Source organism: Litoreibacter sp., from assembly GCF_058136045.1.
In genome coordinates, this window is record NZ_JBYVDD010000003.1 from 254,742 (window position 1) to 271,162 (window position 16,421).

14 protein-coding genes are annotated in these 16,421 nt (G+C 54.0%); 9 read left to right on the top strand and 5 right to left on the bottom strand.

Annotated elements, in window-relative coordinates; all coding sequences use genetic code 11:
* Window positions 1-114 precede the first annotated feature (114 nt).
* From trkA to AC3Y7R_RS02625, 5 genes are all read left to right on the top strand, one after another.
* A complete protein-coding gene (gene trkA / locus AC3Y7R_RS02605; protein WP_490040446.1) occupies window positions 115-1,491 on the top strand; it encodes a Trk system potassium transporter TrkA in 1,377 nt (458 codons plus the stop codon).
* Between the two features lie 89 nt (window positions 1,492-1,580).
* Window positions 1,581-3,041, top strand: a complete 1,461-nt coding sequence (locus AC3Y7R_RS02610) for a TrkH family potassium uptake protein (protein WP_490040447.1) — start codon at window positions 1,581-1,583, stop codon at window positions 3,039-3,041.
* A 147-nt stretch (window positions 3,042-3,188) separates the two neighbouring features.
* Complete coding sequence (gene hfq, locus AC3Y7R_RS02615; RefSeq protein ID WP_490040448.1) at window positions 3,189-3,428, top strand: RNA chaperone Hfq; 240 nt, start codon at window positions 3,189-3,191, stop codon at window positions 3,426-3,428.
* Window positions 3,412-4,698 carry a GTPase HflX gene (gene hflX / locus AC3Y7R_RS02620; RefSeq protein WP_490040449.1) on the top strand — a complete coding sequence of 429 codons (1,287 nt, stop codon included), beginning with the start codon at window positions 3,412-3,414 and terminating at the stop codon, window positions 4,696-4,698. The genes hfq and hflX overlap by 17 nt, the downstream gene beginning before the upstream one ends.
* A 213-nt stretch (window positions 4,699-4,911) precedes the next feature.
* On the top strand, window positions 4,912-5,640 hold the full coding sequence (locus tag AC3Y7R_RS02625) for a hypothetical protein (protein WP_490040450.1): 729 nt from the start codon (window positions 4,912-4,914) through the stop codon (window positions 5,638-5,640).
* Between the two features lie 21 nt (window positions 5,641-5,661).
* Here AC3Y7R_RS02625 and AC3Y7R_RS02630 read toward each other — a convergent pair whose 3' ends face one another.
* Window positions 5,662-8,124 carry a penicillin acylase family protein gene (locus tag AC3Y7R_RS02630; protein ID WP_490040451.1) on the bottom strand — a complete coding sequence of 821 codons (2,463 nt, stop codon included), beginning with the start codon at window positions 8,122-8,124 and terminating at the stop codon, window positions 5,662-5,664.
* A 101-nt stretch (window positions 8,125-8,225) separates the two neighbouring features.
* On the opposite strand from AC3Y7R_RS02630, the gene AC3Y7R_RS02635 reads away from it, so the two are divergent.
* The gene (locus AC3Y7R_RS02635; protein WP_490040452.1) at window positions 8,226-9,098 is read left to right on the top strand and encodes an NAD(P)-dependent oxidoreductase; all 873 of its coding nucleotides are present in this window, start codon (window positions 8,226-8,228) and stop codon (window positions 9,096-9,098) included.
* Window positions 9,099-9,298: 200 nt separating this feature from the next.
* Here AC3Y7R_RS02635 and AC3Y7R_RS02640 read toward each other — a convergent pair whose 3' ends face one another.
* Window positions 9,299-9,877, bottom strand: coding sequence for a bifunctional transcriptional activator/DNA repair enzyme AdaA (locus tag AC3Y7R_RS02640; RefSeq protein ID WP_490040453.1), 579 nt, complete (start codon window positions 9,875-9,877; stop codon window positions 9,299-9,301).
* Window positions 9,878-10,014: 137 nt separating this feature from the next.
* On the opposite strand from AC3Y7R_RS02640, the gene AC3Y7R_RS02645 reads away from it, so the two are divergent.
* Window positions 10,015-10,644 carry a glutathione S-transferase family protein gene (locus tag AC3Y7R_RS02645; protein WP_490040454.1) on the top strand — a complete coding sequence of 210 codons (630 nt, stop codon included), beginning with the start codon at window positions 10,015-10,017 and terminating at the stop codon, window positions 10,642-10,644.
* 460 nt (window positions 10,645-11,104) lie between these two features.
* On the opposite strand, the gene AC3Y7R_RS02650 is transcribed toward AC3Y7R_RS02645, so the two are convergent.
* Genes AC3Y7R_RS02650 through AC3Y7R_RS02660 form a run of 3 tightly spaced genes read right to left on the bottom strand, consistent with a single transcriptional unit; the run spans window position 11,105 to window position 13,566 of the window.
* Window positions 11,105-12,325, bottom strand: a complete 1,221-nt coding sequence (locus AC3Y7R_RS02650) for a CaiB/BaiF CoA transferase family protein (RefSeq protein WP_490040455.1) — start codon at window positions 12,323-12,325, stop codon at window positions 11,105-11,107.
* Between the two features lie 5 nt (window positions 12,326-12,330).
* Window positions 12,331-12,750, bottom strand: a complete 420-nt coding sequence (locus AC3Y7R_RS02655; protein ID WP_490040456.1) for a PaaI family thioesterase — start codon at window positions 12,748-12,750, stop codon at window positions 12,331-12,333.
* 21 nt (window positions 12,751-12,771) lie between these two features.
* Complete coding sequence (locus AC3Y7R_RS02660; RefSeq protein WP_490040457.1) at window positions 12,772-13,566, bottom strand: IclR family transcriptional regulator; 795 nt, start codon at window positions 13,564-13,566, stop codon at window positions 12,772-12,774.
* Window positions 13,567-13,683: 117 nt separating this feature from the next.
* Here AC3Y7R_RS02660 and AC3Y7R_RS02665 point away from each other — a divergent pair, with 117 nt between their 5' ends.
* Window positions 13,684-15,243: an acetate--CoA ligase gene (locus AC3Y7R_RS02665; protein WP_490040458.1), complete on the top strand. Its 1,560-nt coding sequence runs from the start codon at window positions 13,684-13,686 to the stop codon at window positions 15,241-15,243.
* A 33-nt stretch (window positions 15,244-15,276) separates the two neighbouring features.
* A complete protein-coding gene (locus AC3Y7R_RS02670) occupies window positions 15,277-16,416 on the top strand; it encodes an FAS1-like dehydratase domain-containing protein (protein ID WP_490040459.1) in 1,140 nt (379 codons plus the stop codon).
* The last annotated feature ends 5 nt before the right edge of the window (window positions 16,417-16,421 follow it).

Sequence of the window (16,421 nt, forward strand, 5' to 3'; positions counted from 1 at the left end):
GTGAACTTATTGCTGCTGCTGGCGCTTTATCATCTTACCCAACGCCGCGTTCTCAATTGACCGCGACGCCCCCATCTGCCATGGATTAACACTCGATTAACCGGGGTTACTTTGATGAAAGTTATCATCTGCGGGGCAGGGCAAGTTGGGTGGCAAATTGCCCGTCACTTGGCCTCAGAGAAAAACGACGTCACTGTCGTGGACAACAATCCAGAGCTGGTGGCCCGTGCCACCGACACGCTGGATGTGCAGGGCGTCACTGGGTTTGCCAGCTATCCGGATGTGCTGGATCGTGCTGGCGCGCGTGACGCTGATATGATTATCGCCGCGACGTTCTCAGATGAGGTCAACATGGTCACCTGTCAGGTGGCGCACTCGGTGTTCTCGATCCCGCGCAAAATTGCACGGCTGCGGAGCCAGTCGTATCTAACGGCGATTTATTCCGACCTGTATCGCCGCGATCACATGCCCATCGACGTGGTGATCTCGCCGGAACGAGAAGTCGCCGAGGCCGCGCTGCAACGCCTTGCAGACCCGGCTGCCTTTGACACTGAAAATTTCCTCTCGGGGCAAGTTCAGCTTCTGGGCATCTTGCTGGAAGAGGATTGCCCGGTTCTGAACACACCATTGCGCCAGTTGACGGAATTGTTCTCGACCCTGCGCGCGGTTGTTGTTGGCGTGCGCCGCGAGGGCAATTTATTCGCCCCGGATGCCGGTGACCAGCTGTTCGCCAACGACCAAATATACCTGTGCACGAACCATGAAGACGTGCCGCGCGCCATGGAAATTTTCGGCAAAACCCAGTCCAAGCAAGAGCGGGTTGTGATCATCGGCAGCGGCAATGTCGGCCTTGCTGTGGCGCAAGCGTTGGAGGCGCGCACAGACCGCATTCGCGCCAAAGTCATCGAAAAAGATCGCGCCTGTGCCGAGCGCGCTGCCAACGCGTTGGAGCGCACTATTGTCCTTCACGGTGATGGTCTCAGTTCGGAGCTTTTGACCGAAGCGTCTATCGCGCGCGCGGATGCCGTTCTTTGCGTGACGGATGATGATAAAACCAACCTTTTGGCCGCCGTTCGCGCCAAAGAAGAGGGCTGCCCGATGACCATTGCGCTGGTCAATGACCCGACATTGGTGCCGCTTATGGGGGCCTTGAAAATCGACGCCTACATCAACCCGCGCGCCACCACCGTCTCCTCGATTTTGCGCCATATTCGCCATGGTCGGGTGCGCCAGATTTATTCGATCGGGGATGCCGAGGCGGAAGTGATTGAGGCGCAGGTGCTGTCGACGTCCCCGATCTCGGGCCACCGGATCCGCGACATTGATTTCCCGGAAGGTGTTCTGGTTGGGGCCTTGCAAAAGGGCAGCGAGGCGGTCCGCCCGACAGGGAGTACGCGCGTTGATGAAGGCGATGTGATCGTTATCTTTTCCATGGCCAAAGACGTGCCGGAAGTTGAGCGGCTGTTGCAGGTCTCTGTCGACTTCTTCTGATTATGGGGCAGATGTCTTCTAGCCAACAGACCTCTTTGGTCCTTAGGTTGCCGCTTTTTGTGCAGCTTATGGCCACTGGATCATTCGCCATGCTCGCGCCGGCAATCCATGCATTCGCACTGGGCCAACACCGTGTGGCCCAACCCTTCTTTTACGGGGCAATCTTGTTCGGTGTGCTGACCACTTTGATCGGATTGGCCACCCTAAAGCAGCCGATCCGGAACGTGGCGCGGAGCCAGCTTCTAACATTGGTCGCGGCTTTTTTAGTGCTGCCACTGATGCTTGCGGTGCCGCTTCATGAAGCGCGCCCCTCGATGTCGTTCTTTAATGCCTACTTCGAGATGGTCTCCAGCCTGACAACAACCGGCGCATCCATTTTTGACACGCCTCGAACTATTCCCGACCCGCTGCATCTGTGGCGCGCGCTGGTGGGCTGGCTTGGCGGGTTTCTTGTCATTTTATCGGCTATTGCGGTCCTGTCGCCCATGACCCTTGGGGGCTTTGAGGTCGTCCGGCCCGGTGCAAAATCTGGGGGGCGGCCTGGTTCGGGCGCGCAATTGGCCCGTGCTCGCGACCCCAACCAGCGGGTGAGCCGCTATGCCACCAAGTTGATGCCGCTCTATTTGTCCGCGACATTGCTGCTGTGGTTGGCACTGGTCATTAGCGGGGCAGACAGCTTTCCGGCATTGATGGTGGCACTGTCCACATTGTCGACCAGTGGTATCTTACCCCTGCGCACTTTGGGCGAATTGAGCTTCGGGTTTGCGCCGGAGCTTATAATCTTCCTATTTTTGGGCCTTGCGGTGACCCGGCAGGCCATGTCGTTGCCCTTTGACAAGAATTTCCTGCCAAGCCTTGCCGATGATCGAGAGGTCCGCATGGCCACCACATTCATCGTGGTAATTCCTTTGGTCTTGTGGCTGCGCCACTTCATCGGAGCCTTTGAGGTGAATGAGGAAACCAATGGTATCGCCGCCTTGCACGCCTTTTGGGGTTCGCTCTTCTCGGTGCTGTCATTTCTGACCACGACCGGGTTTGTTTCAGCCGATTGGGAAGCCGCGCGGGATTGGTCCGCCTTGCCAACACCCGGCTTGGTGCTGGCGGGCTTGGCGATCATGGGAGGCGGGGTCGCAACTACGGCGGGCGGCGTAAAACTGTTGCGTATCTATGCGCTCTACAAGCACGGGGTGCGCGAAATGGAGCGGCTGGTGCACCCATCCTCAATTGGGGCCGGGGGCCATTTAGGACGCGGTGTCAGACGGGAAGGGGCCTTCATTGCGTGGATATTTTTCATGCTATTTGCTCTCTCAATTGCCGCGACGGTTATCGCGCTGACCGCCACGGGGCTGGCGTTCTCTGAGGCCGTGGTTTTCGCGATATCCGCGCTCTCAACGACAGGCCCATTGGCGCAAGTAGCCTTGGAGGAAGGGGCCAATTATGCAGATCTGGGGCAGGGGGCAAAGTCGGTCCTGATCGCAGCAATGGTCTTGGGGCGCATGGAAACCTTGGCGATCATTGCATTATTCAACCCCGAGTTCTGGCGCGCCTAGGACAGATCATGTCGAAATTCGACTAGAATTGCTCTATTTCGGGGCTGGACGCTGCCAAAAAGCCACGACATACTACCAGAAAATTACAGACAGAGCGCCAGCTTGACTGGCGTCCCGCATAGTAGCGCAAAAATAAGGGCAATAAAAATGGCCGCTGATAGACAAAATCTACAAGACGCATTCCTCAATAACGTCCGCAAAACCAAAATTCCGGTGACGATCTTTTTGATCAACGGCGTTAAATTGCAAGGCGTGATCACTTGGTTCGACAATTTCTGCGTGCTGCTACGCCGTGATGGTCAGTCGCAACTCGTGTATAAACACGCGATCTCGACGATCATGCCATCTCAGCCGATCAACCTGTACGACGGTGAAGATAATTCTTGAAACGCAAGAGGCTGGCCTCACCCGCGCATGGGTGATCCACCCCGACATTAAAGACATCAAGACGCGACGGCTGCCTAGCTTCGCGCTCGAAGAGGCCGTATCGCTGGCCGAAGCCCTGCCTGGCCTAGAGGTCGCGGGGGCGGAAATCGTGAACTTGGTCAAGGCCAAACCCGGCACGTTATTTGGCAAAGGTAAGCTGGCCGAGCTGAAAGACCGCTTGCACGATGCCGAGGTTGAGCTGGTTTTGATCGACGGCCCGGTTTCCCCCGTTCAGCAGCGTAATCTTGAAGAAGAATGGGGCGTCAAAATTCTTGATCGCACCGGGCTGATCTTGGAGATTTTCTCGGACCGGGCGGCCACCCGCGAAGGTGTGCTGCAAGTTGAGTTGGCCGCGCTAAGTTATCAACGCACCCGCCTTGTGCGCGCATGGACCCATCTGGAGCGCCAGCGCGGTGGTTTGGGCTTTGTCGGTGGTCCCGGCGAGACCCAGATCGAGGCCGACAGGCGCGCCATTGATGACGCCATTGTGCGCATCCGCAAGCAGTTGGGAAAGACCGTCAGAACCCGCGAGCTGCACCGTGCGGCCCGCGCCAAGGTTCCCTATCCGGTGGTGGCCCTAGTTGGCTATACCAACGCGGGAAAATCGACTTTATTCAACCGCTTGACCGGTGCCAATGTCTTGGTCAAAGACATGCTCTTTGCCACGCTGGACCCGACCATGCGCTCGGTCGAGTTACCTGACGGGTTGGAAATAATCATGTCCGATACGGTGGGGTTCATCTCGGATCTGCCGACGCAATTGGTGGCCGCCTTCCGCGCGACGCTAGAGGAAGTGCTCAGCGCCGATCTGATCTTGCATGTGCGTGACATTTCGCACTCCGAGAGCGAGGGGCAAGCCTATGATGTCCGCACAATTATGGCCGATCTGGGCGTCGACAAAGATGTGCCCGTGCTGGAGGTTTGGAACAAGCTTGATTGCCTCGACGCAGACGGGCTTGAGGCTGCAACAAATAAAGCCGACCGTGATGAGGCGCTATTTCTGACATCTGCCACAACTGGCGTGGGAATGGACGCGCTACTGGAGGCCGTCTCGGGGTTGCTGCGCGCAGGCTCGATCACCGAAGAGATAGACTTAACCTTCGCCCAAGGCAAAGCGCGCGCTTGGTTGTTCAGCCAAGAAGTCGTGGACAGCGAAGAGCAAACCGAGACCGGGTTCAAACTGACCGTGACATGGAAACCCAGCCAAAAAGGCCAGTTCGGGAGCGTGTAGGCGCGGCCTGTAGCTAAAGTATTTTTCTGGTTTTGATCTACAGGTTTAGCGAGGTGCAATTGGCACCTTGGACTTCACTCGTTTCCTCACGCCAATAAACTTGAGTAAACATGCGTTCCATGTATGATTGCTGGATATTTTACACTTAAAAATAGGCCGTTTTTTAGGCGCTAGTTGATGTTCGGATAATATTTATTTTATAGGAAGTTAACAATGGTTGATACTTTAGTCATTCACATCTGGCAGGGGATTACGATCCCCTACACCCGCGATGATCATCCCGATGAAGACCCTGTAAACAGCATGAGATTTGATCATGCCGCGATATCTCTCGAGGCGCGTGACAGCGGGGTGGTGCAGGCGTTTACGACGAACCCACCTGCTGACATTCCGCTTGTTTTTCCAACGCAAGCAAGGAGTACGCTTAGACAGTTCACCGCCTCGCTTGGGCAGCCGACTTCAATCTTTCGCATTACCCAAAGCAAAGAGAATGAACCGACTTTAGGGGCAACCAGTGCTTTGTCAGGTCTGTCATCATGGTTTGGTGCTGCGGCAATCAACATGACCGGCACCATACCTGTGACCAGGACCTATATGCCACCAGCCATCAGTAGGTGGAAACGAGGGGACAGCATGTCCATGGCGGCTTTTGCTGCGGGCCGTTTTGGCGGGCGCATCAATGCTGGTCTAGATCTGATACCGGGCTTCAAAAGGACGGCTGGCCGTGGCCGCACCTCTACGTTGACGGCGCCGTCAAATGCCATGTTGGTTCGATTGGGGGCTTCCGTTGATGGCTCGGTGGAACTCAGCGAGGTAAGAACAAGAGTGTCCAGAGAGCGGATTATGGTAAATTGCCCCAATGGGAGGGCGGCGCCTTTGATCTCGTGGCTGAGAGGAAGCTACGACACGTCCTCTTCGGTGCGATGCTCGAGGTCGAGGTAGCCAACTCAAGGCGTTACAAGGCTACTGAGGCGTCAAGGTCATGGTCCCGACTGATCCAGCGCGCGCCAGGTCCGGGTCGAGCGACATCGGGATGTATTCCCCGCGCCGCCAACGCACGCCTAGGTCATCGTAGTGGCGCGATAACGGGTGGCCGGATTGGCCCGTGGACAGAATAAACAACGAGCTATCGGGATCGCCGAAGTCATAGACCCCGCGAAACCCAGCCGCGTGCACGTTTTGAAACGGCTCGTCGCCCTTACCCGAGGTGCGCCCGCGCATCAGTGTGTTATCGCCGCCAGAGGTGGATTGGCGGATATTCACGAAGGCTGACAGCAGTGGAATAGTGCCCAGCACCTGATGGTCGTGGGTCGCCTCATGCGCATCGCCCCAACGCCAGCTTTCCAACGCGGGGCCATATTTTTCACCCAGCCAAACCAGCGCATCATCCAGCGCGCGCCGCGATATATCGGTGCAGGTCTCGGTCGGGGCGGATTGCAGCACGTCACACCAGACAGCGGCCCCATCTACGTTGCGAAAGACCCGTTCAATGAACAGCGGCTCGACATGGGTGAACTCGCTTTCCAACGGGCCTAGCTCATCACGGATCAGGCGCGATTGTAGCGCGCGCAGCCAAGCTGCGTAAATCAACGGCTCGGGCAAATGCTCCGACATCTCGCCATTCCAATCGGCCATCAGGGCGAGGGCGCGTTGGCGTTGGCGCTCTGGGGTGCCTTCGGACGCAGCTTCGCCGGTGAACCATAAATCCCCCGCAATCAGTGGCAAAAGCGAGCGCGCGGTGAAGCTAACCGTGTCCAATTGCGCCTCGACGAAACTGTCGCGGGTGTGGACTTGTCGGTTCAACATCAGCCTGCGCCACCGCTCGACGCGCTGCGTGTCGCCATAGGTATAGCTGACGTGATCGGGGAAGGGGCGCTCGACCACTTTGTTGTTGGTATTGCCCAAAATGCCGCCAGCGGGGCGGATGAATTCCGGGTTCGAGGCATAGGGCATCACCCCTTGCCAGCGGTTTTGTGCCAACCATCCCGGCGCAGGGATACGCCCGCGCGACTGGTGCCCCGGTGCGCGACGTGGCACATGCCCGATGGTCTTAAACGCGATGCCGTCTTGATCTACGATGGTCAGGTTTTGCGCCGGAGCCACATAGCCTTCGCCTGCCGCGATGACCTCGGCGGCACTGCCCGCCTGCATCATTTTCAGGCTTGCTTGCAGCGATGTGTCCTTATCCGTGAGCATGGTCCAGCTTAGCGCCGCTTCATGGCCTAAGGGGGTGATCGTGCCAAGGTTGTAATGGGTATCGGGCAGCACCGGGCCGTTGTCAGTCCAGCGCAGCGTGAGGGTCTCGGAGGGGGCGTCTTTTATTTCGATGATCGACTGGCGTGTGATGAATGGTTTGTAGCCGTCAGGCGTCAGGTATTCGTTTGGGTTGTCGGGGTTTAGCTTCTCTATCACGAGGTCTTGATCGTCCACATAGGCCGAGGTCACCCCCCAGCCGACTTTGTTCGAGCGCCCTGCCAGCACCACAGGCATCCCCGGAATGGTCGCCCCGATAACGCCGCCCGAGGACAACTCCAAGCGGGCCAGATACCAGATCGACGGCGCGGAAAGTCCAAGGTGTGGGTCATTGGCCAGCAATGTCCCCCCCGCCGCAGAGCGCTCTGGCGCGGCGGCGAAGGCATTCGAGGCTCCGGCCAGTTCGCGCTCGGGGAAGGGGGATAGCGGGTTCTTTGGTCCAGAGGTATTTGCTGCGTAGCGTGGCAGGCCAAGGCCCTGCATCAGCGCCGCATAGTCCAGCGCGGCAATTCCTTTGCCGGGCGCATCGGGCAACAGATCGCGGACCCGGTCCGTGGGCAAAAGCAGGGATGTGCGCGCGCGGATGACCTCTTCTTCCAGATGCCCAGATAGTTTCAGCCCCATGATTTTGATCACTGCGATGCTGTCGGCGGGTTGCCATGGTGCAATTTCTGGTGCGAAAACAAAGAATTCTGGTGCCCCGCGACCCAAGGCTTGCTGGTTTATAATCCGCAGCCATGCGTTGACGCCCGCAGAATAAGCCTCCAGCGCGGCCATGGTCTCGGCGTCCTGAGCTGCGACGGAGCGTTTTGCCAAACTGTATAAATCCAGTCGCCGGATCAGCTTGTCCACGCTCAGCGTACGGGGGCCGAATAATTCGCTAAGGCGGCCCTGTGCGGTGCGGCGCAGCAGGGTCATTTGCCACAAGCGGTCTTGTGCATGGGCGAAGCCTAGCCCGTAGAACACGTCTGCATCGGCCTCGGCAAAGATGTGGGGGACGCCGGAATTGTTGCGGATGATCTCTACCTCGCCCGACAGGGCAGGGACCGTGAAGGTGGCGTTGTAATCAGGCAGCGAGCGCGACGCGAGGTAGTAGACGACAGCCAATGCCAGCCCCGCCAGCACCGCAAGCAGCATGAGAAATCGCAACGACCATTTAAAAACCGTACCCATAGAATCGTCCTTTTGAAGGGGCTTACTCTTGACGCCTCAGCCCCCGTCGTTACATCGGTTAGCATGCATAATCAAACAGTTGAAACAGGGGGTCACGACACATGGCAAAGGTAAGTTTTCTAGGGTTGGGGGTCATGGGCTATCCGATGGCAGGGCATTTAAGTGCTGCGGGCCATGAGGTCGTTGTTTTTAACCGCACCACGGCCAAGGCCGAAGCTTGGGCCGAGGCGCATGGTGGTGGCTTTGCCCCGACCCCGCGTGAGGCGGCTCTGGGGGCTGATTTCGTGATGGCTTGTGTCGGGAATGACGATGATTTGCGGGCGGTGTGTTTGGGCAATGATGGTGCCTTTGCGGGGATGTCGGAGGGGGCGATTTTCGTGGACCACACGACCGTTTCCGCCAAGGTCACGCGCGAGCTATATGGCGTGGCAGCGGATCAGAAGATTGGGTTTGTTGATGCGCCGGTCTCTGGTGGTCAGGCGGGGGCTGAGAATGGTCAGCTGGGTGTCATGTGTGGTGGCGATCTGGACGCTTATGAGCGCGCGGAGCCGATTATTGAGGCCTATGCCAAAGCCTGCAAACGGCTGGGAGAGAACGGGGCAGGGCAGTTGACCAAGATGGTTAATCAAATTTGCATTGCAGGTTTGGTGCAGGGGTTGTCCGAGGCGTTGCATTTTGCCGAGAAGGCCGGGCTTGATGGTAAGGCGGTGGTCGAGGTGATCTCGCAAGGGGCGGCGGGGTCATGGCAGATGTCAAACCGCTATGCCACCATGGTTGATGATGAGTTCGATCACGGGTTTGCAGTGGATTGGATGCGCAAGGATTTGGGGATCTGCTTGGACACGGCTGATGAGAATGGCGCGTCCTTGCCGGTAACGGCGCTGGTGGATCAGTTTTATAAGGATGTGCAGAAAATGGACGGCGGACGTTGGGATACCTCGTCGCTGATCAAGCGTCTGCGGGCGTTGGATTAATAGGGTGCCTGTATTTTGTGGTTGGTACCGGCTTTGACAGCCCGCCCTGAAAACTCTGCGCCCTGTTGGTTTCGGAGGCCGCAGGGCGAAGCCGAGTGGTTGCTGTCAGTCTTAAGCGGACTCCCCTAATTGACACAGGGCGGAGAGCGGGCTTTCGCCGCGCTCGGCATCAAGGTCGGCAGTGGGGACGAAGCGGACCCTTAACTGGCTTCCGTCAAAGTCCGCTTTCCCCTGCGGATGCAGGAAGGTGAGCGCCCATAGAGTTTGGCAAAAGCTGCATTAAAGCGACGCACACTGCCAAAACCTGCTTGGAAAGCGACTTCTGTAATAGGAAGTGTCGTGGTGTCCAGCAGCTTCTTGGCGCGTCCAATACGCAGGGTTTGAGCCGTTTGAAGCGGAGATGCCCCTACATGTTTTGCAAAAAGCCGAGATAGATGTCTTGCACCGACCCCTAACCGATCAGCGAGATCTTCGACATTGCCCGTGTCCAGTGCGCCCTCTTCGATCAATCGCAGGGCACGTTCAACGGTTGTTTTTGTTCCATTCCACGCAGCGCCGAATGGTGCAGTCTCTGGACGACAACGTAGACAAGGACGATACCCATCACGCTCTGCCGCAGCAGCAGTTGGGTAGTAGCTGACATTTTTCGTAAGCGAGTGTTTCGCGGGACAGACCGGACGGCAGTAGATTCTTGTCGTTTTAACAGCGGTAAAGAACTTTCCATCAAAGTTTGGATCGCGCCTTAGTCGCGCAGCTTCACATGTATCAAAATCTAGCATGACAAGGATCGTAGCAATCCACCTGACCTGACACCAGACAGCAAGGCCGCACAGGTCCGAAAACGGCCAGTTCTTAAACTACGAACGTAGTAAGCCTCTGGCTAACGTATGAATCACCGTCAGCCGGAGAAAAGAAGATGAGCGAATTTCAACTACATTGTTTAGCTGAATCCGGTAATGCCTATAAGGCAGCCTTGATGCTCGAATTGTGTGGTCTGGACTGGTCGTCGATTTTAATCGATTTTCCTAATGGTGAGATGGGAACATCGAAATTTCGCCAAGACTTCAATCAATTTGGAGAAGTCCCAGTGCTGGTGCACAATGATCTGAAATTATCGCAATCCGGTGTCATTCTAAAATATCTGTCAGAACAGGCTGGGCAGTTTGGGCCTGCCAGCAAGCAAGAAGAATACGAAATCTTGCGCTGGATATTATTCGATAATCATAAATTCACCAGCTATATGGCAACGCGTAGGTTTGCCCTGCATTTTATGAAAACCGGTGACAACGAAGTGACCAACTATCTGCACGGAAGGATAAAGAGCGCACTTGAGATTGTCGAAAAACATCTGGCTGACAGAGATTTTATTGCCACACCAACACTCTCAATCGCCGATATTTCTTTGTGCGGTTATCTCTATTACGGCGATGAATTGGAACAGAATTTAGGAAGCTATGCAAATATCAACGCCTGGTTAGATCGCATCGCGGCAACGGATGGGTGGAAACATCCCTATGATCTGATGCCACGCGCTTATCCAGTTTAGAACATTTTCGAGCTATCTGGCCCAACTGGCCCGAACGTGTGATTCCGGCCAACTCGAGAAACATAGCGTGACCATGGTAAAATATGGTGCAAATCCCTACCATTTTACATCGCCATTTCGGAACCAATGATTTCAAATACTTAAGAGTCGCAAAAATTTGATGTAAAATGATGGCCAAATTCCACAAATATTGCTCTAAATCATGATGTTTGTTAAATGTTCCTAGAGTTGGCCGTTTTCGCAGCTTCGGGCCGATTAAGCCTAATAGGGCCCCTGACGGTAACGACAAAGGCTAAATTATAACTGGGCGAGGAGCTTACTTCCCTTGCCCGGGTCCCTCTACTGGCAGGCAACTGAGCATCTTACCATGGTATTCAAGAGGCCTCCTAGGTCTATCAAACTTCGCCTTTTAGGTGATTGGCCCTCAATTTGGCCTTTAAAGAAACACGACAGGATTTTCCTATTGCGCACCAACAATCTTTTTTAGAAGCAAACCATCAATTGTACTTTGATCATATTCCAGCTCTCGCATGAGTATTTCGCGGGTATTTTCACCCAAGAGAGCCGGTGCGCTCGATGGCTCAGGCCCTTGACCATCAAATAGCATTGGGCTTCGAACGAGTTTAAGTTCACCAACTTGAGGATGGACAACCGTCTCAATCAGATTATGAGCTGCCACATGTGGCTGATTAAGCGCCTCAGAAATGCTGAGGATCGGTGCATTAGGCACATCAAATGTCGCTAGGCGATCAAGCCAATACTCGGTTGTATCCTGCTTCATGCGCTCAAAAACCTCTTGTTCAAGCGCATCTCGATTTTCGAGCCGATTTTCATAAAGTGCGAACCGTGGATCTTCGATCAACCGCTCCAAATTCAGACAACGTGCGAAATTATGCCAAAAAGTTTCGGTCAGACAGGCCACAATAACATGCCCGTCCGATGTGGGAAACGACCCGTAAGGGACAATGCTTGGATGGCGGGTGCCTACTGGGTTTGGCTCTTGACCTGACACAAAATAAATTTGGGAAAGATAGCCTTGTAGGGCAATCAGGCTGTCCAGCATAGCAATTTCAACATGTCGACCTTGCCCAGTTTGATTGCGTTCGTGCAGCGCTGCAAGCACGCCAAATAGTGAAAATATGCTGCCTGCCATATCACCCAGCGGCAAACTTAATTTGTTTGGGGCTTGGTCGGGTTCACGGTTCATATACATGACACCAGATAGGGCTTGGGCGACAATATCAAATGCCGGTTTGTCACTGTGGGGGCTATCCTTGCCAAATCCGGTAATCGAGCAATATATCAGCCCTTCGTTCGAAGCCTTCAAGGTATCATATCCCAGCCCCAATCGGTCCATTACCCCGGGGCGAAAGTTTTCAAGAACAATTTCACATTTATCTGCCAGCTGCTTGGCTATCTGCACGCCTTCTGGTGTTTTCAAATCAAGGCTAATGCTTTTTTTACTGCGATTTAGAGCAATATAATAATGGCTCATCCCATTTTGAAATGGTGGGAAATTGCGTGTTTCATCCCCTGTCCCAATCGTCTCTACTTTTATTATTTCTGCGCCAAGATCCGCCAGAACCATACTGGCGTATGGGCCAGATAGAATGCGTGAAAAATCAAGAACTTTAACACCGGCAAGAGGGCCTTTGCGGCTTGTGGGATTTGTATTTACCATCTGATTTATCCTGTACTCTTAACGATTTTCATGACTGCGCTTGCACAAGCTATTGAAGTCGTACCGCAGCACAGATCTGCATCAACAAACATCATAGAGCGCGTTGCATGTCGAACCTGTGCGCGCGCTTCTAGAAGGTCGCCAATATGTGCGGCACTTAAAAATCGCGTATCCATTTGAACAGTTACTGTCGGGCGGCGATCAGCGGCTTCCCATGCTTCAAGGGCTATGACCTGATCAAGGAAACTGGTAATCACACCACCATGAATATGGCCAAGGCCATTTTTATGTCTCTCTCCCATCTGTAGGCCGTATACCCTACGGTCTTCCGGTTTTGTCGACTTCAAAAGTGGCCCAATGTGCCTCATGAAGCCGTCCAGTTTTAGCTCTCGCCAGCCAGCGGGTGTCGGTTTCGCCTGTGTCAAAATATATCTCCTTGTTCCACTCTAAATAGCCTCGATTTCATCCCTCAACTGCATCATTTTCTTTGCGAGTTTAGGGATCACTTTGTTCTTGAGCCGCTCTGAGATGCCGATAGCGACAAGCGAGCGTGCCATCTTTTCACTTGCATCAAGAACCGGAACGGCGATGACCGTTACCCCCGAAATGTAAGCGCCTTGGTCCACGGCATACCCTTGCGATCGGGCTTGATCCACCTCGGCCTTCCAAGCCTTGAATTCTGGCGGGTGGTCCCAAATTAATTTATCAAACTCCGTTTTCAAAAGCTCATCTGAAAACCCGTTATAGGCCGCAAATAGACGTCCCGTCGCACTGATCAAAGCAGGGAAACGGCTGCCTAAATCCACCTGCAACCGGAATGGAAGGCTGGATTGAGACAATGCGATTACCACCATTTGCCCCGGCTCTAATAGCTGGGTCGCGATGCTTGTAACGTCAAAACTCTTCGATAGTTTTTCGAGGCGCGGCTGAACCAATGTGGAAAAAGTATTCCGCTGCATCGCGGACCTTGCGAGGGGTAAAATGCCGATTCCCATCGAATACCTTTTGGTGTTTGGATCAAAATCAACGATCCCTTCATCTTGCAAAACACGCAAAATATGAAGGCATGTGCTTGGAACCAAATCCAAGTTGCGCGCAATTGGGTTTACCCCAACAGGGTCAGGTGATCGGGACAGAAACCTCATAATTGCAAGGGCACGCGTGACAGCTGGCACGGGCCTTTTAGTTTGGGTTTTTCCGTTTTCATGGTTCATTTCAATCTCCAACAACTCCAATTTCATTGTCTATATACAACAAAGGAATCATATTGACAATAGATTGCTGTATTCTCTACCCTTGTCAACGAACACGATGGCAAAGGTTAACTGCCTCGTAATTAATTTGAGAGGACAGCGGTTATGACCCTACTGACGCAATTCACGTCATATGCTGATGCGCAAAAACACTACTCAAAAGATGCTCTTTGGGATTTGTTTGATGGTACCCGTGAGAAATTCAACATCACACATGAGTGCATTGATCGGCATGTGGATGGCGAGAATGTCGCGCTGCGCATTGCCCATGCTGATGGCCACGACGAAGTTATAACGTTCGAAGAACTTAGCCGTCGTTCGTCGCAGGTTGCGCATTATCTAAAATCTGAAGGCATTGAAAAAGGCGACCGCGTCGCGATTATGCTTGAGCCGTCGCTCGCATTTTATTGCACAATGTTTGGCGCCTTAAAGGCGGGTGCTGTTGCAGTGCCGATGTTCACGCTTTTTGGCCCGGATGGCATTAAACTTCGGGTCGGCGATTGCGATCCGAAGGTCTTTTTCACCAACACCGAAAAAGCATCAGATGCTATCGAAGCTGGGGCGTTGAGCGTAACGGTTGTCGATCAGCTCTTCTTGGACAGCCTTTCAAAATTCCCTCGGGATTTTGAGTGGGACACCCGCGGAAATGACCTCGCGGCCTTGCAGTATACTTCGGGAACCACACGTCTGCTGCCCGCAGCCGTCCATCATAACCACCAATCCATAGTCACACTGATGGTTGCTGCACTTTATGCGACCGGCATACGCCCCGGCGACCGTTTCTTCTGCCCGTCGTCCCCCGCATGGGGGCATGGGCTGTGGCACGGCACATTCGCCCCGCTTGCGATGGGCGTTTCTACAGGAACCTTTAGCGGCAAGTTCGACGCCGTCCGGCTTCTAAAAGCACTTCAAGATTTCAAAATCACCAATCTGACTGCCGCTGCGACGCATTACCGTATGATGCGCAACTCTGGCAAAGCCGAAGAATTCAAATATGCCTTCGATAAGTTGACCTTCACAGGCGAGCCTATTGATTCAGAGACCGCAAACTACATCGAGCAGCTGTTCGGCACCAAAGTGCGCTCAATGTATGGCACCACCGAAATCGGCGTGATCATTTCCAACTACCCTGGCTCGGATGATTTGGAAGTGCGCGACGGCGCAATGGGCAAAGCGGTTCCGGGCGTCGAAGTCCAAGTGCAAAACCCGGATGGAACACCAACCAAGCCTGAGGCCATCGGTGAGTTGATGGTCAAAAAACGCGGCGAATGGTTTCCAACCAAAGACCTTGGGCGTGTAGATGCAGATGGTTATTTTTATCACGGTGGCCGAGCAGATGATGTGATCATTTCCGCGGGCTGGACCATTGGTGCGATTGAGGTTGAAGACGCAATTCTTAGCCATCCCATCGTGTCTGAATGTGCCGTTATCGGCTCTCCTGATAAAATTCGCGGCCTGATTGTGAAGGCTTATATCATTCTAAAAGCCAAAGAAACGCCGGGTCTGGTCGAAGAGATACAAGATCACGTGCGCGCACGTCTCGCCCGCCACGAATACCCTCGAAAAATCGAATTTGTCACTGAATTGCCTAAGACACCCGCCGGCAAAGTGAACCGCAAAATCCTAAGAGACAATGAAGCCAAGAAACTAGAAGGCGCTGAATAAGCCCCTGATCAAAGATCACCAATGGAGAAGATAATGACGACTACAGAACAAAGAACATTCCCTAAGATCACGCCCGAAGGCCTTGAAAGCCTGCGTCAGCGAATTGGTGTGAAAATTGAAAATACTGTCGAGCCATGGTGCTATGAAGCGACGCGCGATAACATTCGTCACTATGCCCACGGCATCGGCGATGACAACCCACTGTGGTGTGATCCTGAATACGCGAAGACTACAAAATACGGTGATGTAGTTGCTTTGCCTAGCTTCTTGTTTGCGACCAGCCGGATCATTTCTGGCTATGTTGGTGGCCTTCCGGGCGTTCATGCGATGTGGTCTGGTGCTGACTGGACTTGGCACAAACCTATCCTACGCAACATGGAAATTCGCACCGAAGCTTACCTCAAAGATCTCGAAGAGCATGATACACGTTTTGCTGGCCGTGCTGTTCAACAAACATACCATGTTGATTTCTTTGATGCAAAAACCGGTGACATGCTTGCCGAAGCCGACAGCTGGTGTTTCCGTACTGACCGTGACGAAGCACGCGAGAACGGCACAAAATACACTGAGGCCCGTAAAGAGGGCAATCGTGTCTACACCCAAGAAGAGCTGGACGAATTCACAAAACACTATGCGACTGAAGAAGTTCGCGGCGCTGAAACCCGTTATTGGGATGATGTATCTGAAGGCGATGAACTCCCAACAATGGTCAAAGGTCCAATGACAGTGACGGGTTTTGTCGCATATGCTCAAGGTTGGGGCGGTTTGTACATTCGCGCTAATAAACTTGCCTGGCAGTTGCAACAGAAACACCCAGGCGCCGGTATCAAGAACCGCTTTGGTATTCCTGACTGTCCTGAGCGTGTGCATTGGGAAGAAGAATTTGCTCTCGAAGTAGGTGCTCCTGGTGCCTATGATTACGGGCCAGAGCGGACATCGTGGCTCACACATCACCTTACAAACTGGATGGGCGATGATGGTTTCTTGCGCAAGGCAAGCTGTCAGGTTCGCCGTCACAATCCAGAAGGCGATATCATCTTGATCAACAGCAAAGTGATACGCAAATTCATCGAGGATGGTCGTCATCTGGTTGAGCTTGAGCAGCTTGCTGTTCAGCAAGACGGCGAGTTGTCTGCAAAAGGTACTGCCATCGTTGAGCTTCCTAAACGCTAGAGGCT

Bases quoted from the DNA above. Each gene is read 5' to 3' on its own strand.
- trkA (WP_490040446.1), top strand. From the start codon at position 115: ATGAAAGTTATCATCTGCGGGGCAGGGCAAGTTGGGTGGCAAATTGCC.
- AC3Y7R_RS02610 (WP_490040447.1), top strand. From the start codon at position 1,581: ATGCTCGCGCCGGCAATCCATGCATTCGCACTGGGCCAACACCGTGTG.
- hfq (WP_490040448.1), top strand. From the start codon at position 3,189: ATGGCCGCTGATAGACAAAATCTACAAGACGCATTCCTCAATAACGTC.
- AC3Y7R_RS02625 (WP_490040450.1), top strand. From the start codon at position 4,912: ATGGTTGATACTTTAGTCATTCACATCTGGCAGGGGATTACGATCCCC.
- AC3Y7R_RS02630 (WP_490040451.1), bottom strand. From the start codon at position 8,124: ATGGGTACGGTTTTTAAATGGTCGTTGCGATTTCTCATGCTGCTTGCG.
- AC3Y7R_RS02635 (WP_490040452.1), top strand. From the start codon at position 8,226: ATGGCAAAGGTAAGTTTTCTAGGGTTGGGGGTCATGGGCTATCCGATG.
- AC3Y7R_RS02640 (WP_490040453.1), bottom strand. From the start codon at position 9,877: ATGCTAGATTTTGATACATGTGAAGCTGCGCGACTAAGGCGCGATCCA.
- AC3Y7R_RS02645 (WP_490040454.1), top strand. From the start codon at position 10,015: ATGAGCGAATTTCAACTACATTGTTTAGCTGAATCCGGTAATGCCTAT.
- AC3Y7R_RS02650 (WP_490040455.1), bottom strand. From the start codon at position 12,325: ATGGTAAATACAAATCCCACAAGCCGCAAAGGCCCTCTTGCCGGTGTT.
- AC3Y7R_RS02660 (WP_490040457.1), bottom strand. From the start codon at position 13,566: ATGAAATTGGAGTTGTTGGAGATTGAAATGAACCATGAAAACGGAAAA.
- AC3Y7R_RS02665 (WP_490040458.1), top strand. From the start codon at position 13,684: ATGACCCTACTGACGCAATTCACGTCATATGCTGATGCGCAAAAACAC.
- AC3Y7R_RS02670 (WP_490040459.1), top strand. From the start codon at position 15,277: ATGACGACTACAGAACAAAGAACATTCCCTAAGATCACGCCCGAAGGC.